The organism is Vibrio sp. TBV020 (genome assembly GCF_046056895.1).
Taxonomy (GTDB): Bacteria; Pseudomonadota; Gammaproteobacteria; order Enterobacterales; family Vibrionaceae; genus Vibrio.
This window is the reverse complement of the sequence record NZ_JBEEAQ010000003.1, coordinates 1,608,897-1,624,045: the sequence shown is the minus strand read 5'-3', so window position 1 is coordinate 1,624,045 and position 15,149 is coordinate 1,608,897. Positions and strand designations below refer to the sequence as shown.

The window sequence follows — 15,149 nt, the reverse complement described above, 5'->3', positions numbered from 1 at the left end:
ACAATTTGAAGTGTCTCTATGAGCGAATCATCAATGAAGAAAAATAAAGTCATCACAACAGAAGATATTCTATTGAAGTTATGCCAGTCCGTTTCTGGCGTATTGAGTTCGGCGACGAGTTCGCAAGTTTCCTACTCTGCTATGGTTCAAAAGATCACTAAAACCAGCTTAAAACCTGACTTTGGGTGCTTTGTCCTATTTGATGGAGGGTTCTCTGGCCTGGTTGTTATCAACTTCACTTCAAAAGCAGCACTTGAGGTTTACACAAACTACATGCGCAACATGGGAATGCCCGAGGAAGAGTTAGCGGTTCTCCACACTTCAGACGAAGTCGCAGACGTTCTGGGTGAGCTTATGAACCAATTAGTAGGTAACTTTACTAACCAAGTTCGCAAAGATCTGCACACTCACATCACGCAGAACCAACCAAAAATGTTGGCACTTAACAAGCAAGTAAACCTATCAGTAGATACAAACCTTGACCGTCCACAAGCTCGCCGTGTGACCTTCTCAACCGAGCAAGGCAATATCTTCTACCTAGAACTTGCGATGGACAAAACTGAGTTCATTCAATTGGAAGAGTTTGAAGCCGCTGAAGATGAAAGCCCAGATGCAATTCTGGAGCAAGCCCAGCAAAAGATGAAATCCAAACAACAACCAAAAGAAGAAACTGGCTCAAATGCTAACGATCTCTTAGATGAACTAGGTATCTAACCGACACCATTCTTCGTAAATCTCTTTCTACGCCACCCTTCTCACGGGTGGCGTTTTTTATTGAATAAATACTTCCCGCTTTTCTTCGTCGAGACACGTATTGGTGACCGATTTCTCGTATTCCATTCAATTTCATTATTTCCGTTTTTTCTCATAACACGTTAAAATGTCCGACTTCGTAAAATTAGTGAGATTTGTTCCGGTCGATGGATAAACAAAAAGCCCTTAAAAAAATTGCAAAATGTTTAGAGCTTGGTAACTCTGCCAACGTAAACGAAGCAGCAAATGCGATTAAAATGGCACACCGTCTGATGCTGAAATATGGCCTCGATAAAGACGATATCGAGTTTATCAAGATGGGAAAAACCCAGTCGACTCACCTGCTTCCTGCAAATGTCGGTTCAAATCTGCTTAGAATCATTCGCGGCATTAACACCAAATTTGGGGTGGAAGCTGTGTTGCTTAACCATAAAGGCCTAAAGCGCGTGGAATTTATTGGTGAAGCGGATCGCGCAATTTTCGCTGCTTTTGCTTTCGATATCATCTATCGCGAAATGAACGAACAAACTGGTAAGTTCAGAAATGGATTTGCTGGTTCCGGCACATCCAACACTGAGGTGACCCGACGCGTTAATTCATTCCTTTCTGGGTGGGTCGAAGGTGCTTTAGAGAAGCTTCCGATCATCAGCCCTGATGAAGAGTCAGCAAAAAAGATTGATGATTACATCGATAAAGAATTTCAAAATATTGACCGAGAAACCTTCAAGCAGCAGTTAAGAGAAGCGATGAAGAACATCACTGAAGACTACGAAGTTGGTCTCAAGAAAGGCCGCACTGTCTCAGTCAACCGCCCAATCAACGGTGCTCAAGCACCAAAGATGCTCCGATAGAGCAAAAAACGCTCAGTGAACATTAATATTCTGTCAATTTATGTTTTTTGAATTGACATAAGGGATATCATAAGGTTAATTCACTAGATACTGATTACCCGTAAGAATGACGGGAACCTAAAATAATACACGGAGATGTTAACGTGAAAAAAATCACACTTGCTCTAGCAGTTGCAATTGCCCTAACTGGTTGTCAAGCAACTCAACGCCAAAACGCGACGACTGGTGAATCAGAAACAAACTCAGCGACGAAAGGCGCTCTTATCGGTGCAATTACCGGCGCAGCTGTTGGCCTAGCAACAGGTGATGACGCTGATGAACGTCGTAAACATGCACTAATTGGTGCTGCAGGTGGTGCCGCTGTAGGCGGTGGTGTGGGTTACTACTTTGACCAACAAGAGGCAGCGCTTCGTAAAGAGCTGTTAGATTCAGGCGTTCAAGTCGAACGTGTCGGTGAAAACCAACTGTTGCTTCGCTTAGAAAATGGCATTGGCTTCCAGTCAAGCTCTTACGCCCTAGACCCAAGCATTCACAATACACTGCGTGGTGTTGCGCGTATTTTGGTTGAATACCCAGACACTAGCCTAGTGATTGACGGTCACACTGACAGTACTGGTAGCGATACCACAAACCAAACATTATCAGAGCGCCGTGCTGAATCTGTACGCTCATACCTAGTTTCTCAAGGTGTAGCCGCTGGCCGCGCTATTGCACGTGGTAATGGCGAACGCTATCCACTATGTACTAACAGCACAACTGAAGGCCGTGCATGTAACCGTCGCGTAGAGATTCAAATTCTACCTCTGAAATAATATTGCGATAGCACAAAACCCTAGTAAAAATGGCTTCCTCGGAAGCCATTTTTGTGTCAGTCACACAAATTTTGCTTATCTACCTCTATCTCTGCATGCTAATTGATATACTTAGCAAATAGTTAAGTTGGTTCAGACAATTTTCGAGGTCACTTTGCGCACACTTCCTTTACTGCTGTTGTTGCTATCTTCTTCATGCTTTGCGCAGTCGATAGAAGAGCTTATCGAGAGTGCACAAAATCAGAATGTCCACGCACAACTTGAATTAGCAAAACGCTACGCCAGTGGTGATCAAGTAGACCGTTCCGACTCGGAAGCCTTTTATTGGTATCAACAAGCCGCTGAAAATGGTAGCCACAACGCTGCAAGCGCATTAGGTCAAGCCTACTTTAAAGGTATTGGAACCAAACCCGATATTGAGAATGCAATATTCTGGTTGAGTCGAGCTGCAAACAGTGACAACTCTGAAGCGGCCAAATTATTAGGCCAAATTTATGAAGAAACCCAACAACAGCCCAACGCGCTAGACCTTGCAGAATTATGGTATCAAGAAGCTGCTCGCCAGGATCCTAAGGCAGAAGAAGATTATGCCCGAGTGCTAGAGGCTCAGTTTAATGCCCGCCGAGCAAAGCAAGTGGCAGCGATTGATCAACTTGAGGTCGCCTTCGATACAAGTGATATTGAAGTAAGCCCAAAAGCTCAGTCCATCGCTGATAGCCAAAAAGATAAGAACCTAACTCTATACGGCACTTTAGCCCTTCTTGGGTTTAGTCTAATGACAATTTTATGGCTACTTCGTACCAATAAACGTCTTGCACATACCGCGACGGAGAGTGACGGAGATGCTAGGCGAAGATACATTAAGTTGGAACGTGAGATAAAGAGAAAAGACCAGCTGATAAAACAACAAAAACGTCAACTAGAAACGCTTTATCGCCATGTTAAGAAGCAGCAAGTTAACTCGGTAAAACCACAAAATACCGATTCGACGGCTAAAGAAAAACCATTGACGCTAGCATGCGCGCTATTTGGATTTAGTCCAGCAAACATACCTGATGAAAAACAAGTTAAAGCTCGCTATAAGCAACTCTCAAAAATTTACCATCCGGATCTTAAGGGAAGTGATGCTGAGATGAAACGTCTCAACCAAGCGCTAAAACTCATCATAAAAAATATTAACAAATAGTTACATTATCAATCACAATTGATTGGGGAAACACGACAAGCCTTACAATACTTGGCCGCGCAATCGATCACCCTCCCATTAATCATAACAAATACTTAACCAAACCATGTTCGTTATGCCATACTCTGCCGCGAAAATAACACCTAACTAATAAAGGTGGGGAGAGTATTATGTTTACGATCGAAGGCATTTGTGACTGGTGTAAAAAGCCAAGTATGCTTGCCAAGCATGAATATGTTGATGGTCTATGCCACCATTCATGCAAAGAGTGCAATGACTTAGCAACGCTAGATGTACGTCAATTTAACATCGCCGAACTACAGCAAAGAGAACGTAGTCCTAACGGTTTACGATAAGTTGTTCGCTTCTCCATTGAAGAAATAAGGGCCGCCATCTGGGTGGCCTTTTTGCATTTATATCACCTACTAACAAGGTTCTCACTTGTTTACATCATTCTCGGATTAAGGTAATTTCAACCATACATTACAGAATAACACCCTATAAAATGGAACGTACTTTAGAAAGTGAGTTAATCCGTAGAAAGCATATCGAGATGATAGACGCTTTCCCAATCGTTGCTTTTGTTCACACTATCTTAGCCACTATTGTACTTTCCATTTCATTCTATTTTTACGGGCTCTCGAACCAACTTATAACATGGGCAATTTTATTTCCTAGCATTATTGCCTTACGCTATTGCCTAGATAAGCACCTACGACCTCGCATCTTGAGTTCATCGATGAATAAGCTTGATTGGCTAGGACTTATCTCAACTCGCTCCCTACTTGGCTTTGTCTGGTCTATTGGCTCTATCTGGTTCATTCAAATTGATCCCGAACGAAACCTAATGGCGACTACGTTTTGGTGTACTGCGCTAGCTTATGCAGGGACTATTTTCCACATCAACTCGATTACCTCCCTTCAAACCTATTTTTGGTCACTAATGGCTCCACTTGCCGCCTATTTTACTTTTGAACTTCAACTCTATTTTGAAGCCTTTATTATCATTATCTCGGGTACGATTTACGTCACTCTTTACACCAAAATCTTGCACCGTAAAGCAACGACTCGAATCGCAGAGGCAATAGAAAAAGAACACTTGATTCAACAGCTGTCAGACGCCAATGTCGCCATTAAAAAGCTCGCCGAAGAGGATGCGCTGACAGGTCTTAAGAACCGTATGTATTTCAACCAAGAGATAGAAAAGATTTGGCACAAATCCATCACTGCACGCCAACCCCTATGCTTGGTTTTATTCGATATTGACCATTTCAAGGCATACAACGATAACTACGGCCACATAGCCGGGGACGAGGCAATTAAAATGGTTGCTCATAGCTTAGACAAGGTCGACATTAGTCACTGTGATGGATTTTTCGCACGAGTTGGTGGGGAAGAGTTTGTCGCTGTATTGCCAAACGTTGGACTCAATCAGGCTATTGAGATTGCAGAAGAGATCCGATTTAACGTCGAGAACTCTCAGCTTTATCATCAATACTCCTCATGTTCAGATATGGTCACGGTCAGTGTCGGTGTATCAATGACAGAACCGCAGTCTGACTCTCATATCAACGAGTTGATTGAGCAATCCGATCAAGCCCTCTATCGAGCAAAAGAGGGCGGGAGAAATATCGTGGCTACGATCAGGTTACATCCGCATCAGGCTGTCTCTCAGGAGCTGCTAACGTAAATGCTCTGACCCTTCCAAGTGACGTTGTCACATCAAGTAGATTCGGATAGCTTGTCAGATCAACACCAAATCGACGAGCATTATAGATTTGAGGGACCAAACAAACGTCGACGAGTGAGATGTCATCGCCAACACAATATTGACCTCTCGTGCTCGCAATTCGTAGTTCCAAGGCTTCAAAGCCCGTAGCTATCCAATGTTTATACCAAGTGGCTTTATCTGCATCATCAACATGAAGCTCTTTCGTCAAGTATTGCAGCACTCTTAAATTATTCAGAGGGTGGATATCAACCGCTATATCTTGGGCAAGAGCCTTTACCAAATATCGTGACTCACCACTTTTCGGCACGAGCAAACTATCAGGATAAGTTTCATCAAGATAATCAATAATAGACAGAGATTGATTGAGTACGAGGCTATTATCAACCAGCACAGGCACCAACTGATTTGGGTTCAGCTGCTTAAAGTTGGCGGAGTGTTGCTCTCCACCACCTTTGACCAAATGCACAGAGCGTTGCTGATATTCTAACCCTTTCAGGTTTAGTGCAATACGTACTCTATAAGCTGCCGATGACCGCCAGTAACCATAAAGAATACGATCACTCATATTTCACCACTTGCTGGTCAATCGCACCGAATATGGACTCACCTTGATCGTTAAGCATTTCCATTTTTATTCGATCACCAAACTTCATGAATGAAGTCGACGGCGAACCATCTCGAATCGTTTCGATCATTCGCACTTCAGCAATACATGAATAGCCAACACCGCCTTCAGGTATCGACGTACCATATTCTGTCCCCTGCTTATTAGACACCGTCCCTGAGCCAATAATCGCCCCTGCTGACAAAGGACGACTCTTCGCTGCATGTGCAATTAGCTCCGGAAATTCAAAAGTCATATCAACACCCGCGTTCGGGCAACCGAAAGGCTCATTATTATAAAAGCTCAACAATGGAAGGTTCACCTTGCCCCCATCCCAATGGCTACCTAGTTCATCTGGCGTTACTGCTACCGGGGAAAAAACTGAAGAAGGTTTAGATTGGAAAAAGCCAAAGCCTTTGCCGAGTTCATTAGGGATCAACCCACGCAACGACACATCATTTACCAGCATGATCAAGCGAATTGATTGGGCAGCTTGGTTAACCGATGCACCCATCGGAACGTCCCCCGTGACCACGGCAACCTCACCTTCAAAATCAATACCCCACTCTTCACTGATTGTCGGAATATTGTCTCTCGGGCCAATGAAAGCATCTGATCCCCCCTGATACATCAATGGATCAGTCCAAAAACTTGGGGGCATTTCCGCACCGCGCGCTTTTCGAACAAGCTCTACGTGGTTCACATACGCAGAGCCATCTGCCCATTGATAAGCTCGCGGTAAAGGCGATTCACAAAGCGCTTGGTCAAAGGTAATTTCCTTCGTCAGTTCCCCATTGTTAAGAGCAACATAGACCTCATTGAGTTGAGATTCCACACCATCCCAATTATCTAGAGCATACTGCATCGTTTGAGCAACTTCAGGAACAGCAACACATTTGGTGAGATCACGGCTCACCACCACCAGCAAACCATCACGGCTGTTATCTTTTAAACTCGCTAATTTCATACTCAATCCTTAAGTGGCTTCTCTTTCCAGCTGTATACGTACTCTTGGTTCTCAACTTGCTTTGCTTCATCGCTAAATGAGAGCGCGTGTCTAGTATCAATCATCACAGCCACTTCATCGGTGAATTTTTTCTTATACTCTTGCCCTGCTTTGAACGCTTTTGGGTGCGGGCCATGAGTAAACCCAGCGGGGTGGAAAGTCACCATTCCTGCTTCAATATTGTCGCGACTAAAGAAGTCTCCGGCGTGATAGAACAACACTTCATCGTAATCATCATTATTGTGATAAAACGGGACTTTGAGTGCCCCAGGATCACTCTCAATCGGTCTAGGTACGAAAGTACAAATAACGAAACCTTGCCCAACAAACGTAGTATGCGCCGAGGGTGGAAGATGATATCGATGAGACATTAATGGCCTGATGTCACGCCAGTTCACTCGTACAACTGACAAGTCACCATGCCAGCCAATCGCATCAAGCGGGTTGAATGGATAAGTGACGACACTGACTTGATCATGACGTTTAATTTGGACTTGCGTCGACTGCTCTGAATATTGAGCTTTGAAAGCCTCATCTATCTTCGGCACGTCTAATACCGCCGGATCGAACACCGCGTGGTTCCCCACCATTCCTTTTTCAGGCAATGTGTAAGCCGCATCAGTATTTTCGATCATCAGCACAAACATCGCTTCTTTGGGCTCAATTCGCCAAGTGGTCGAACGAGGGATCATGACATAATCCCCTTCTTTGATTTCGAGGTGCCCATAGTCACAGAATAGGTCGGCCTTGCCTTGATGGATAAACAGAAGCTCATCGCCATCTGCATTGCGTACCAACTGGTCCATCGTGCTATCTAGCTTCCACACTCTGACTTTGCAGTTAGCATTGTGCAGCAAATGAGGGACAGACCATGGTGAATTCTGACAAGCAGTTTCAACGTTGTTGAAGTTAAAAGCGCGGGGTTTTAAGTCACCTTCCCACTCACTCCAACCTGTTGGGGCGTGTTGATGATGAAAGTGAGCTGCTGGCCCAAAGAACCCACTTCGGCCTGCTTCTCGCTCATAAATCGCCTCTTCCGGGAAGTCCGCATGCGCTTGCTTAGAGCACACCCCCTCCCGGTGAGGGAATGTGATCCATTTATGCATCGTCTAGTACTCCACGACGAATCTGATCTTCTTCAATCGATTCGAATAGCGCTTTGAAATTACCTTCACCAAACCCTTCATTGCCCTTGCGCTGAATAATTTCAAAGAAGACGGGGCCAATAACCGTTTGGGTGAAAATTTGTAAAAGGATACCATCTTTGGTCGGCGCACCATCAATCAGAATTCGTAAATCTCGTAGCTTTGAAAGCTGTTCATTATGGCCTTCTACTCGATCGTTAACCTTTTCATAATACGTATCAGGTGTCGGCATGAAGTCCATACCGCGGTCACGTAGTGTTTGAACCGTTTGGTAGATGTCGTCCGTCGTCAATGCGATATGCTGAATGCCCTCACCGTTATACTCTCGGATGAACTCTTCAATTTGGGACTTATCATCCGATGACTCATTGATTGGGATTCGGATTTTTCCACAAGGCGCAGTCATTGCACGACTCACGAGACCAGTAAGTTTACCTTCAATGTCGAAGTATCGAATTTCTCGGAAATTACCAATTCGCTCGTAGAATCCAGACCATACATCCATGTTACCTTGCTTCACATTGTGAGTAAGATGGTCAATTTCGTACAAACCGACGTCCATCTTCGCTAGGCGCTCTTTTGCATCGTCATAGAAACGGAAATCCACTTCGTAGATGCTGCCGTCTTGGTAACGGTCAACAAAATATAGCAGGCTCTCACCGATACCATAAATGGCTGGGATGCTTAGCTCCATCGGCCCAATTTCGGTCACATACTGTTCACCGCCATTACTTAACGCTTGTTTCATCGCCGCTGCCGAATCAGCAACTCGAAAAGCCATCCCGCAAACAGATGGGCCGTGCACCTTGGCAAACTCATGAGCCTGACTGTGCGGCTGAGCGTTGACGATAAAGTTCACATCTCCTTGTCGGTACAACCATGCTTCTTTAGAACGGTGTTTCGCGACTTCTGCAAACCCTAAAGAGTTAAATAGATTCTTTAACTTTTCGATGCCTTCTTGGTCTGCCGCTGTGTACTCGACAAACTCAAAGCCATCGGTTCCTAATGGGTTGTACGCTTCGTTCATTATTCGTCCCTCGTTATTGTTTGATTCCGTGTTTCACTCAATAACTTGGCCCACATGGCTCAGAAAATGAACCTTTCACTGTTAGTTCATCATTAACAGTTACAACAACCCGAAGTGTAAACGCAATGTTAAATGCAGCTCAAACACTGAAAAAACAGAAACTTAACAACAAGCACACAGTAACAAATTATTTACATTCGTAATCTACCCCATGATTTTGCGATAAATTATCCCTAGTATTGAAGCATTCTTATAATGTCCCTACCACTTTATGGTAATCAGTACTGTAATGCGTTACACTACGACACTCCATAACAAATTATAAACGTTTCCTAGTCATGCCAAAACGTAGTAAAGAAGATACTTTAGTTACAATCAACCTAATCCTAGATACCGTTACCAAACAGCTTTTAGAAAATGGGTATGATGCAATGTCGTACACTACGCTAAGTCGTGAGACTGGTGTTTCTCGTACTGGTATCAGTCATCATTTCCCTAAAAAAACAGACTTCCTTGAAGCTCTGCAAGGTCGCCTACTTAAAATATTCGCTGATCATATCGATTTTAAAAACGATCTCGCTGCATTCGAGAAAAGTTGGAATGACTCATTAGGCAAAAAGACATTCTGTTCTCTTTTGTGCCTAATCTTGTCCCAAATCGGCAAAGGCGATCGTGAGCAGCTTTTCGCTCGAACTTTTGTTCTTCATATCAATCAGACTGCGATGTCAATTTTTGGAGATGAAGCAAAAGAGCGGGTTGACCGACTTATTGGTGCTAGCTTTGTAAAGCTTCTGTAGTCGATGAACGCTTTCTAGTCATACAGAGTAAAATTTGCCAAAAATTGACTGAGAGCGTCAGATTACTTGATTTAACGCAGGCCTCACCCCTCTCGACAGCGATAAGGTAATGCCTCTGTTCCCATACAAGGTATTACAATGACTCTAATAAACCGTGAACGCTTAATTAATCACTTCACTCAAATCATCCAAATCGACAGTGAGTCACGCGACGAAAAACTGATCGCAGAAACTCTCGCAGAACAGCTAGGTGACCTTGGCTTCACAGTCCATAAGTTACCTGTTCCTGAAGAGGTTTCTAATGGCTTCAACATCTATGCTCGCCTTGAAGGTAGGCTCGATGAGAGCGTAGTTCTAAGCTGCCACATGGATACCGTGACTCCAGGTAAAGGTATTGAGCCAGTCATTGAAGATGGCATCATTCGTTCAAAAGGAAATACCATTCTCGGTGGTGATGACAAGTCAGGAATCGCGGCAATTATGGAAGCGGTTCGAACTATCCAAGAGCAAAACCTTGCACACAAAACTATCGAGATCGCTTTTACTGTTCATGAGGAAGGTGGCTTGTTTGGCTCTGAGCATTTCGATATGTCATTCATTCAATCAGACAAAGCGATTGTATTAGACACTGGCGGCCCAATTGGCACTATCGTCAATGCAGCACCTGGCCAACAAAAGATCGTCGCTAAGTACATTGGCCGACCTGCCCATGCAGGCCTTGCTCCTGAAGAAGGTATCAGCGCGATTCAAGTCGCTGCAGATGCAATCACACAAATGAACTTGCTACGTATCGATGAAGAAACTACTGCAAACATCGGTATTGTTGAAGGTGGCTGTGCGACAAACATTGTGATGCCAGAACTTAAAGTTGTTGCTGAAGCTCGCTCCCTTAACGATAGCAAGTTAACAGCTCAAGTCGATCATATGATTTCAACCTTCCAAGCAGCGGCGGATAAACACGGAGCTGAGGTAGAGATTGAATCAACTCGTGCGTACAACGCGTTCGTAATTGATGACAATCACCCGCATATCAAGACTATTAAGGCATCATTTGAAGCAATTGGCGCAAGCCCATATACCAAAGGTACTGGTGGTGGCAGCGATGCAAACAACTTCAATGCGAAAGGTCTAACCACCGTTAACATTTCTACTGGCATGGCGAAAGTACATACTACAGAAGAGTTCATCGCAATTGATGATATGGTAAAAGTGACCGAGTTTATGCATCACTACTTGACACATTAATCTAGTTCAACTCTATAAAAAAGCCGCTCTATGCGGCTTTTTATGATTCCATAACCGTTTCAGCCATTCTTTGCTGTTTTAGCATCGAAAAGAATTCGTCTCGAGATAAGGGCTGAGAAAATAGATAGCCTTGGTACTGGTCACACTGCTCTTCGGCAAGGACATTTAATTGCTCTTGCGCTTCTACCCCTTCAGCCACCAGCTTAATACCCAAACTGTGCCCCATTTGAATTATGGTCCGCACTAGCACTCTATCTGAGTGACTCACCGCGCATTCATCAACAAAGCATTTATCGATTTTGATAATATCAATGGGGAGCTGTTTGAGATACTTCAAGCTTGAGTATTCAACGCCAAAGTCATCGATAGCGATAGAAACGCCTATAGCTCGCAGCTGACGACAAATATCGGTGATGCTTTCAGGGTCGCTCATCAATGTCGACTCAGTAATCTCCATTTGAAGTAAGTGGGACGGCAATTCAGTCTCTTTTAATGCTTTAACCACCACATCAAACAAATCTGCGTGGGCAAACTGTACTGTCGATACATTTACTGCAATACATACAGGCGTACCCGCATCATCGAACAGCTTCGCTTGGCGACATGCTTCATAGATGATCCAATGACCGACAGGAACGATTTGGGTTGTTTTCTCTGCGACTGGTATAAACTCAATCGGCGGCACCATTCCAAGCTGAGGGTGATTCCAGCGAAGGAGTGCTTCAGCCCCCATGACTTGTGCACTGTCTACGGATACCTTCGGCTGAAACATCAAGACAAATTGGTCATTTTGGAGGGCCGATTTAATCTCAGTCTCTATCTGATGCTGACGGATGGTTTCGCCAAGAAGCTCATCATTAAACCAACATACATGAGTATTATCAGAGCGAGCTTTAAACAAGGCGAAATCAGCATTTTTCTCCCAGACTTCATTGCTCCCAGCAGCATGTTCAGCCAAGGCAATACCCATACAGAAACTCAAGCGATGGGAAGTATTGTCCACGCTATACATTACCTTTTGATATTGATTGAGCTCCACCACGAGCTCGTCGAGTTTATCCGTCAACTGATCGCTTTCTACCAATACTAAAAATTCATCCCCACCTAACCGGTACACAATTCCAGCACTACCCACCACATCACGTATGTTTTTGGCAAATGCCACCAGCAAATCATCGCCATGTCGGTAGCCTAGCCTATCATTGACATTTTTGAAGCCCACCAAGCCGATATGGATTAACCCAAAACGGCGCGCGTTATCTTTATCTACTTGAGCAATCTTCTCTTTGTAGGCGTTCATGTTGGGAAGCTTAGTCAAATAGTCAGTTTGACTTTCTAATTTAAAATCAGAAGCTTGTTGCTTTGTTTTTACGTAGTAGTAAGTCATTAGCGTGGCAAACAGTGTAATCGCCGTTAGCTCAAGAGATGTGTCGATAAAAGCTTCAAAGTCTGATAGAGATAATTGATATAGATAGCCATTAATTAACGCGGCGCAAACCGCAATTGGCCATAACGTTCCAGGAAAGAGTACGATGTAGCAAAAAGGCAATAAGAACAGGCACTGTTTAATCGCATCGAGTGGGAAAGGCTGAATAAGCCCACCAAAAATAAACAGAGCTGTCGCTGAGAACGCGAAAATATGTTTGTATGAAGGTGAGGTTACAATCAGTGCCATTAACAAAAAAGCTGGAAACAAGTAGTAAGCCAATGCCCATGGGTGAGGCTGGGACAACAGCCCATAAGAGGTTATGCCTACAGCCACGATATACGCTATATAGACAATCATTTGCATACCCTGATTCACTTTAACCAACTGCATGACCTGCCTTACAAATCTCTTGGTTAATATAAACAGTAGCGCAAATTGGAGATTTAGAGAGGGTGAATTAGATTCAGCGAAGATATCTGACTCTTCACGTACAAAAAAAGCGCCATTTAAAGCGCTTTTGTTATGCCATTGTTCGTTGGTTAGAGACCTAATTCTTCAGAGAGTGCTTGCATCTGTTTAAGATCCATCTTATGAACTCTGATCATCTGCTCGATCTGACTCAAACGAGAGTTCGCTTCATCTTGCTTATCACATGCATCTGACTTCGCGTCCCACGATGTTCCTTCGAGGTAAACATCACACTCCTTTTTCAACTTCGCAAGCTTAGGCTGTAGATCTTCACGTTCTTTTTCTAACGCTTCTAACTCTTGCTTTACCTTAAGTTCTTGCTGAAATAGCTCTCTTGAACGTTCAAACATTGTTGCTTGCATATCAGCTTGACGGTTTAGTTTATTGTTTGTCGAGCTTACCGTTTCAATCTGTTGACGTTGTTGCGCGATTTGTTCCTCAAGTGAAAGGTTCACCTTTTCTAATTCTTCCACTTGTTGCTCAAGTTTAGTTAGTGAAACTTGGTGCGCTTCCTGTTGCTCTTGAATAGCAAGTTGTAGTTTTTCTTCAACCTCGTCATCAACCTTAGCGACTTTCTCTTCCACCCGCACTGCCATCTGCTTCTTGTCAGCGGCAAGCGTCTGATACTGTTCTTGCAAAGTATGGTAGGTTGACTCCCACTTTTTTGCGGTCAGTGAAGACCCAATCAAACCGCCTAAAGCCAAGCCTAAAACGCCAGCAATCACAATATAAATGTGTGTACGCTTATCACGTTCTTCTATGACAACAACATCATCATCTTCTTGGCGATCAGTTTGTTCGTTCAATTGTTTGCTCCTAGTTAGCGGATAAGCTCTGTGACCATTAGTGTCGCTGTATAGATTAAAAAGCCAGAAACCAAAGTAATCACGACGTATTTTTGTAGCTTCTCGCTCGTTCGATAACGAATAAGAACATAAGCTAATGCAATCAAAAACACTATTGCCAATAACCTTGTCATAACCTCTCCTTAGGCAGACTTTCTACTTATTACTTTATACCATTTTTGTCCCTAAATAGTCAGAGTAGCGTTCGTTTCTTGTCGAGGAAATCCCTGCTATTCACTCTAACGCTAACTACTCGCACAAACATTCAACAACTATCTGTACGAGTTAGCATTTAATTTGGTGACTGTAGCAATTTGGGGTATAAAGGGCTAACAATTATCAATGAGATATTAGAATGAAACCATACAAACTAGACAACAAAAAGCGCCGTATTCAGAAAAAACTATTCGTAGGTGAGTTTGCAATGCTTGGTTTCGAGCTGAGCTGTGAAACAACAATCAATGATTTCGATCGTTACGATACGTTCGTCGATGATTTTATCGATTACATTGACTCTCTTGGCTTATGTTTTGGTGGTGGCGGCCTAGAGTTATTTGAAGGCTTCCTATGTTGTACTAAGCGATACGCTGATGTGACTGAAGAACAGAAAGCGCAAGTTGTCACTTGGCTCGAAGCTCGCGAAGAAGTCAAATCAGTGAACACAAGCGAGCTGATTGATGCTAACTACTTCTAAGTAATCCTCTTATAAAAATAGCGCTATTACAGCGCTATTTTTTTACCTTCTTATCTTACCTCTACCCCTAGATTGTATTGAGCTAAACACCGAGCCACATAACTCACCTTCAGTAGCGCAGCAATCACGATAGTGCTGATATGAGCAGCAACTTGTTGGTATAACGAAAATGAATCTGCGTATGGGTAGGAAATTAACACGCTCACAATTAACGCCAACATTGTAACGATCAGCGCGATATTGGAGTAAGAGAGTAACTGTTTGAAATTTTTTTTCGTTGGTTGAGCAATCATGTTTACCTCACTTTGATCTTTCTTTTGTTTTCCCTATCTTATTGCACAAAGCCTGCCATAAATTAATCAACTTTAAATACAACAACTTAATGACGAAGAAGGCAAAGAAAGAGTCATTTAGACATACAAAGAATATATGTCCAATAGACACAATAAATTCATTTAGACTCAATATTTCAAGACATCTATTCATCAAAAATTTGCATGAAATTTTGGTTGAATTACATCAAAAGAATGATACAGTTCACACGTCAGCATGAAT

General features: G+C 43.3%; 17 protein-coding genes. 9 read left to right on the top strand and 8 right to left on the bottom strand.

Annotation, left to right across the window (positions count from 1 at the left end; genetic code table 11):
* Positions 1-33: 33 nt before the first annotated feature.
* From AAFX28_RS15665 to AAFX28_RS15640, 6 genes are all read left to right on the top strand, one after another.
* On the top strand, positions 34-714 hold the full coding sequence (locus AAFX28_RS15665) for a DUF3334 family protein (protein ID WP_408689006.1): 681 nt from the start codon (positions 34-36) through the stop codon (positions 712-714).
* Positions 715-920: 206 nt separating this feature from the next.
* Positions 921-1,604: a DUF2786 domain-containing protein gene (locus AAFX28_RS15660; RefSeq protein WP_408689004.1), complete on the top strand. Its 684-nt coding sequence runs from the start codon at positions 921-923 to the stop codon at positions 1,602-1,604.
* Between the two features lie 143 nt (positions 1,605-1,747).
* On the top strand, positions 1,748-2,416 hold the full coding sequence (locus tag AAFX28_RS15655) for an OmpA family protein (RefSeq protein ID WP_408689002.1): 669 nt from the start codon (positions 1,748-1,750) through the stop codon (positions 2,414-2,416).
* Positions 2,417-2,570: 154 nt separating this feature from the next.
* Positions 2,571-3,602 carry a hypothetical protein gene (locus AAFX28_RS15650; RefSeq protein ID WP_408689000.1) on the top strand — a complete coding sequence of 344 codons (1,032 nt, stop codon included), beginning with the start codon at positions 2,571-2,573 and terminating at the stop codon, positions 3,600-3,602.
* Positions 3,603-3,772: 170 nt separating this feature from the next.
* Positions 3,773-3,958 carry a hypothetical protein gene (locus AAFX28_RS15645; protein ID WP_408688998.1) on the top strand — a complete coding sequence of 62 codons (186 nt, stop codon included), beginning with the start codon at positions 3,773-3,775 and terminating at the stop codon, positions 3,956-3,958.
* Between the two features lie 383 nt (positions 3,959-4,341).
* Positions 4,342-5,292, top strand: coding sequence for a GGDEF domain-containing protein (locus tag AAFX28_RS15640; RefSeq protein WP_408688997.1), 951 nt, complete (start codon positions 4,342-4,344; stop codon positions 5,290-5,292).
* Here AAFX28_RS15640 and maiA read toward each other — a convergent pair.
* Genes maiA through hppD form a run of 4 tightly spaced genes read right to left on the bottom strand, consistent with a single transcriptional unit; the run spans position 5,246 to position 9,116 of the window.
* On the bottom strand, positions 5,246-5,899 hold the full coding sequence (gene maiA, locus AAFX28_RS15635; RefSeq protein ID WP_408688995.1) for a maleylacetoacetate isomerase: 654 nt from the start codon (positions 5,897-5,899) through the stop codon (positions 5,246-5,248). The genes AAFX28_RS15640 and maiA overlap by 47 nt on opposite strands.
* The gene (locus tag AAFX28_RS15630) at positions 5,892-6,905 is read right to left on the bottom strand and encodes a fumarylacetoacetate hydrolase family protein (protein WP_408688994.1); all 1,014 of its coding nucleotides are present in this window, start codon (positions 6,903-6,905) and stop codon (positions 5,892-5,894) included. The genes maiA and AAFX28_RS15630 overlap by 8 nt, the downstream gene beginning before the upstream one ends.
* Before the next feature lie 2 nt (positions 6,906-6,907).
* A complete protein-coding gene (locus AAFX28_RS15625) occupies positions 6,908-8,050 on the bottom strand; it encodes a homogentisate 1,2-dioxygenase (RefSeq protein ID WP_408688992.1) in 1,143 nt (380 codons plus the stop codon).
* Positions 8,043-9,116 (bottom strand): 4-hydroxyphenylpyruvate dioxygenase, encoded by a 1,074-nt coding sequence (gene hppD, locus AAFX28_RS15620; protein ID WP_408688991.1) that lies wholly within the window; start codon positions 9,114-9,116, stop codon positions 8,043-8,045. The genes AAFX28_RS15625 and hppD overlap by 8 nt, the downstream gene beginning before the upstream one ends.
* Before the next feature lie 338 nt (positions 9,117-9,454).
* Here hppD and AAFX28_RS15615 point away from each other — a divergent pair, with 338 nt between their 5' ends.
* Together AAFX28_RS15615 and AAFX28_RS15610 are read left to right on the top strand one after the other, a co-directional pair.
* Positions 9,455-9,913, top strand: coding sequence for a TetR family transcriptional regulator (locus tag AAFX28_RS15615; RefSeq protein ID WP_408688989.1), 459 nt, complete (start codon positions 9,455-9,457; stop codon positions 9,911-9,913).
* Between the two features lie 138 nt (positions 9,914-10,051).
* Positions 10,052-11,158: a M20/M25/M40 family metallo-hydrolase gene (locus AAFX28_RS15610; protein WP_408688987.1), complete on the top strand. Its 1,107-nt coding sequence runs from the start codon at positions 10,052-10,054 to the stop codon at positions 11,156-11,158.
* A 40-nt stretch (positions 11,159-11,198) separates the two neighbouring features.
* Here the strand turns inward: AAFX28_RS15610 and AAFX28_RS15605 are convergent, their stop codons facing one another.
* From AAFX28_RS15605 to AAFX28_RS15595, 3 genes are all read right to left on the bottom strand, one after another.
* On the bottom strand, positions 11,199-12,977 hold the full coding sequence (locus tag AAFX28_RS15605; protein WP_408688986.1) for a putative bifunctional diguanylate cyclase/phosphodiesterase: 1,779 nt from the start codon (positions 12,975-12,977) through the stop codon (positions 11,199-11,201).
* A 149-nt stretch (positions 12,978-13,126) separates the two neighbouring features.
* Complete coding sequence (locus AAFX28_RS15600; RefSeq protein WP_408688984.1) at positions 13,127-13,861, bottom strand: chromosome partitioning protein ParA; 735 nt, start codon at positions 13,859-13,861, stop codon at positions 13,127-13,129.
* A 14-nt stretch (positions 13,862-13,875) separates the two neighbouring features.
* Positions 13,876-14,034: a hypothetical protein gene (locus AAFX28_RS15595; protein WP_408688982.1), complete on the bottom strand. Its 159-nt coding sequence runs from the start codon at positions 14,032-14,034 to the stop codon at positions 13,876-13,878.
* 221 nt (positions 14,035-14,255) lie between these two features.
* Between AAFX28_RS15595 and AAFX28_RS15590 the strand changes: the two genes are divergently transcribed.
* Positions 14,256-14,594 carry a 50S ribosome-binding protein YggL gene (locus tag AAFX28_RS15590; RefSeq protein WP_408688981.1) on the top strand — a complete coding sequence of 113 codons (339 nt, stop codon included), beginning with the start codon at positions 14,256-14,258 and terminating at the stop codon, positions 14,592-14,594.
* 50 nt (positions 14,595-14,644) lie between these two features.
* Here the strand turns inward: AAFX28_RS15590 and AAFX28_RS15585 are convergent, their stop codons facing one another.
* Positions 14,645-14,887, bottom strand: coding sequence for a hypothetical protein (locus AAFX28_RS15585; RefSeq protein WP_408688980.1), 243 nt, complete (start codon positions 14,885-14,887; stop codon positions 14,645-14,647).
* Positions 14,888-15,149 lie beyond the last annotated feature (262 nt).

What these genes read in the sequence shown, in the direction of transcription:
- AAFX28_RS15665 (WP_408689006.1), top strand. Translation starts at nt 34, where the DNA reads ATGAAGAAAAATAAAGTCATCACAACAGAAGATATTCTATTGAAGTTA.
- AAFX28_RS15660 (WP_408689004.1), top strand. Translation starts at nt 921, where the DNA reads ATGGATAAACAAAAAGCCCTTAAAAAAATTGCAAAATGTTTAGAGCTT.
- AAFX28_RS15645 (WP_408688998.1), top strand. Translation starts at nt 3,773, where the DNA reads ATGTTTACGATCGAAGGCATTTGTGACTGGTGTAAAAAGCCAAGTATG.
- AAFX28_RS15640 (WP_408688997.1), top strand. Translation starts at nt 4,342, where the DNA reads ATGAATAAGCTTGATTGGCTAGGACTTATCTCAACTCGCTCCCTACTT.
- maiA (WP_408688995.1), bottom strand. Translation starts at nt 5,899, where the DNA reads ATGAGTGATCGTATTCTTTATGGTTACTGGCGGTCATCGGCAGCTTAT.
- AAFX28_RS15630 (WP_408688994.1), bottom strand. Translation starts at nt 6,905, where the DNA reads ATGAAATTAGCGAGTTTAAAAGATAACAGCCGTGATGGTTTGCTGGTG.
- AAFX28_RS15625 (WP_408688992.1), bottom strand. Translation starts at nt 8,050, where the DNA reads ATGCATAAATGGATCACATTCCCTCACCGGGAGGGGGTGTGCTCTAAG.
- hppD (WP_408688991.1), bottom strand. Translation starts at nt 9,116, where the DNA reads ATGAACGAAGCGTACAACCCATTAGGAACCGATGGCTTTGAGTTTGTC.
- AAFX28_RS15615 (WP_408688989.1), top strand. Translation starts at nt 9,455, where the DNA reads ATGCCAAAACGTAGTAAAGAAGATACTTTAGTTACAATCAACCTAATC.
- AAFX28_RS15610 (WP_408688987.1), top strand. Translation starts at nt 10,052, where the DNA reads ATGACTCTAATAAACCGTGAACGCTTAATTAATCACTTCACTCAAATC.
- AAFX28_RS15605 (WP_408688986.1), bottom strand. Translation starts at nt 12,977, where the DNA reads ATGCAGTTGGTTAAAGTGAATCAGGGTATGCAAATGATTGTCTATATA.
- AAFX28_RS15595 (WP_408688982.1), bottom strand. Translation starts at nt 14,034, where the DNA reads ATGACAAGGTTATTGGCAATAGTGTTTTTGATTGCATTAGCTTATGTT.
- AAFX28_RS15590 (WP_408688981.1), top strand. Translation starts at nt 14,256, where the DNA reads ATGAAACCATACAAACTAGACAACAAAAAGCGCCGTATTCAGAAAAAA.
- AAFX28_RS15585 (WP_408688980.1), bottom strand. Translation starts at nt 14,887, where the DNA reads ATGATTGCTCAACCAACGAAAAAAAATTTCAAACAGTTACTCTCTTAC.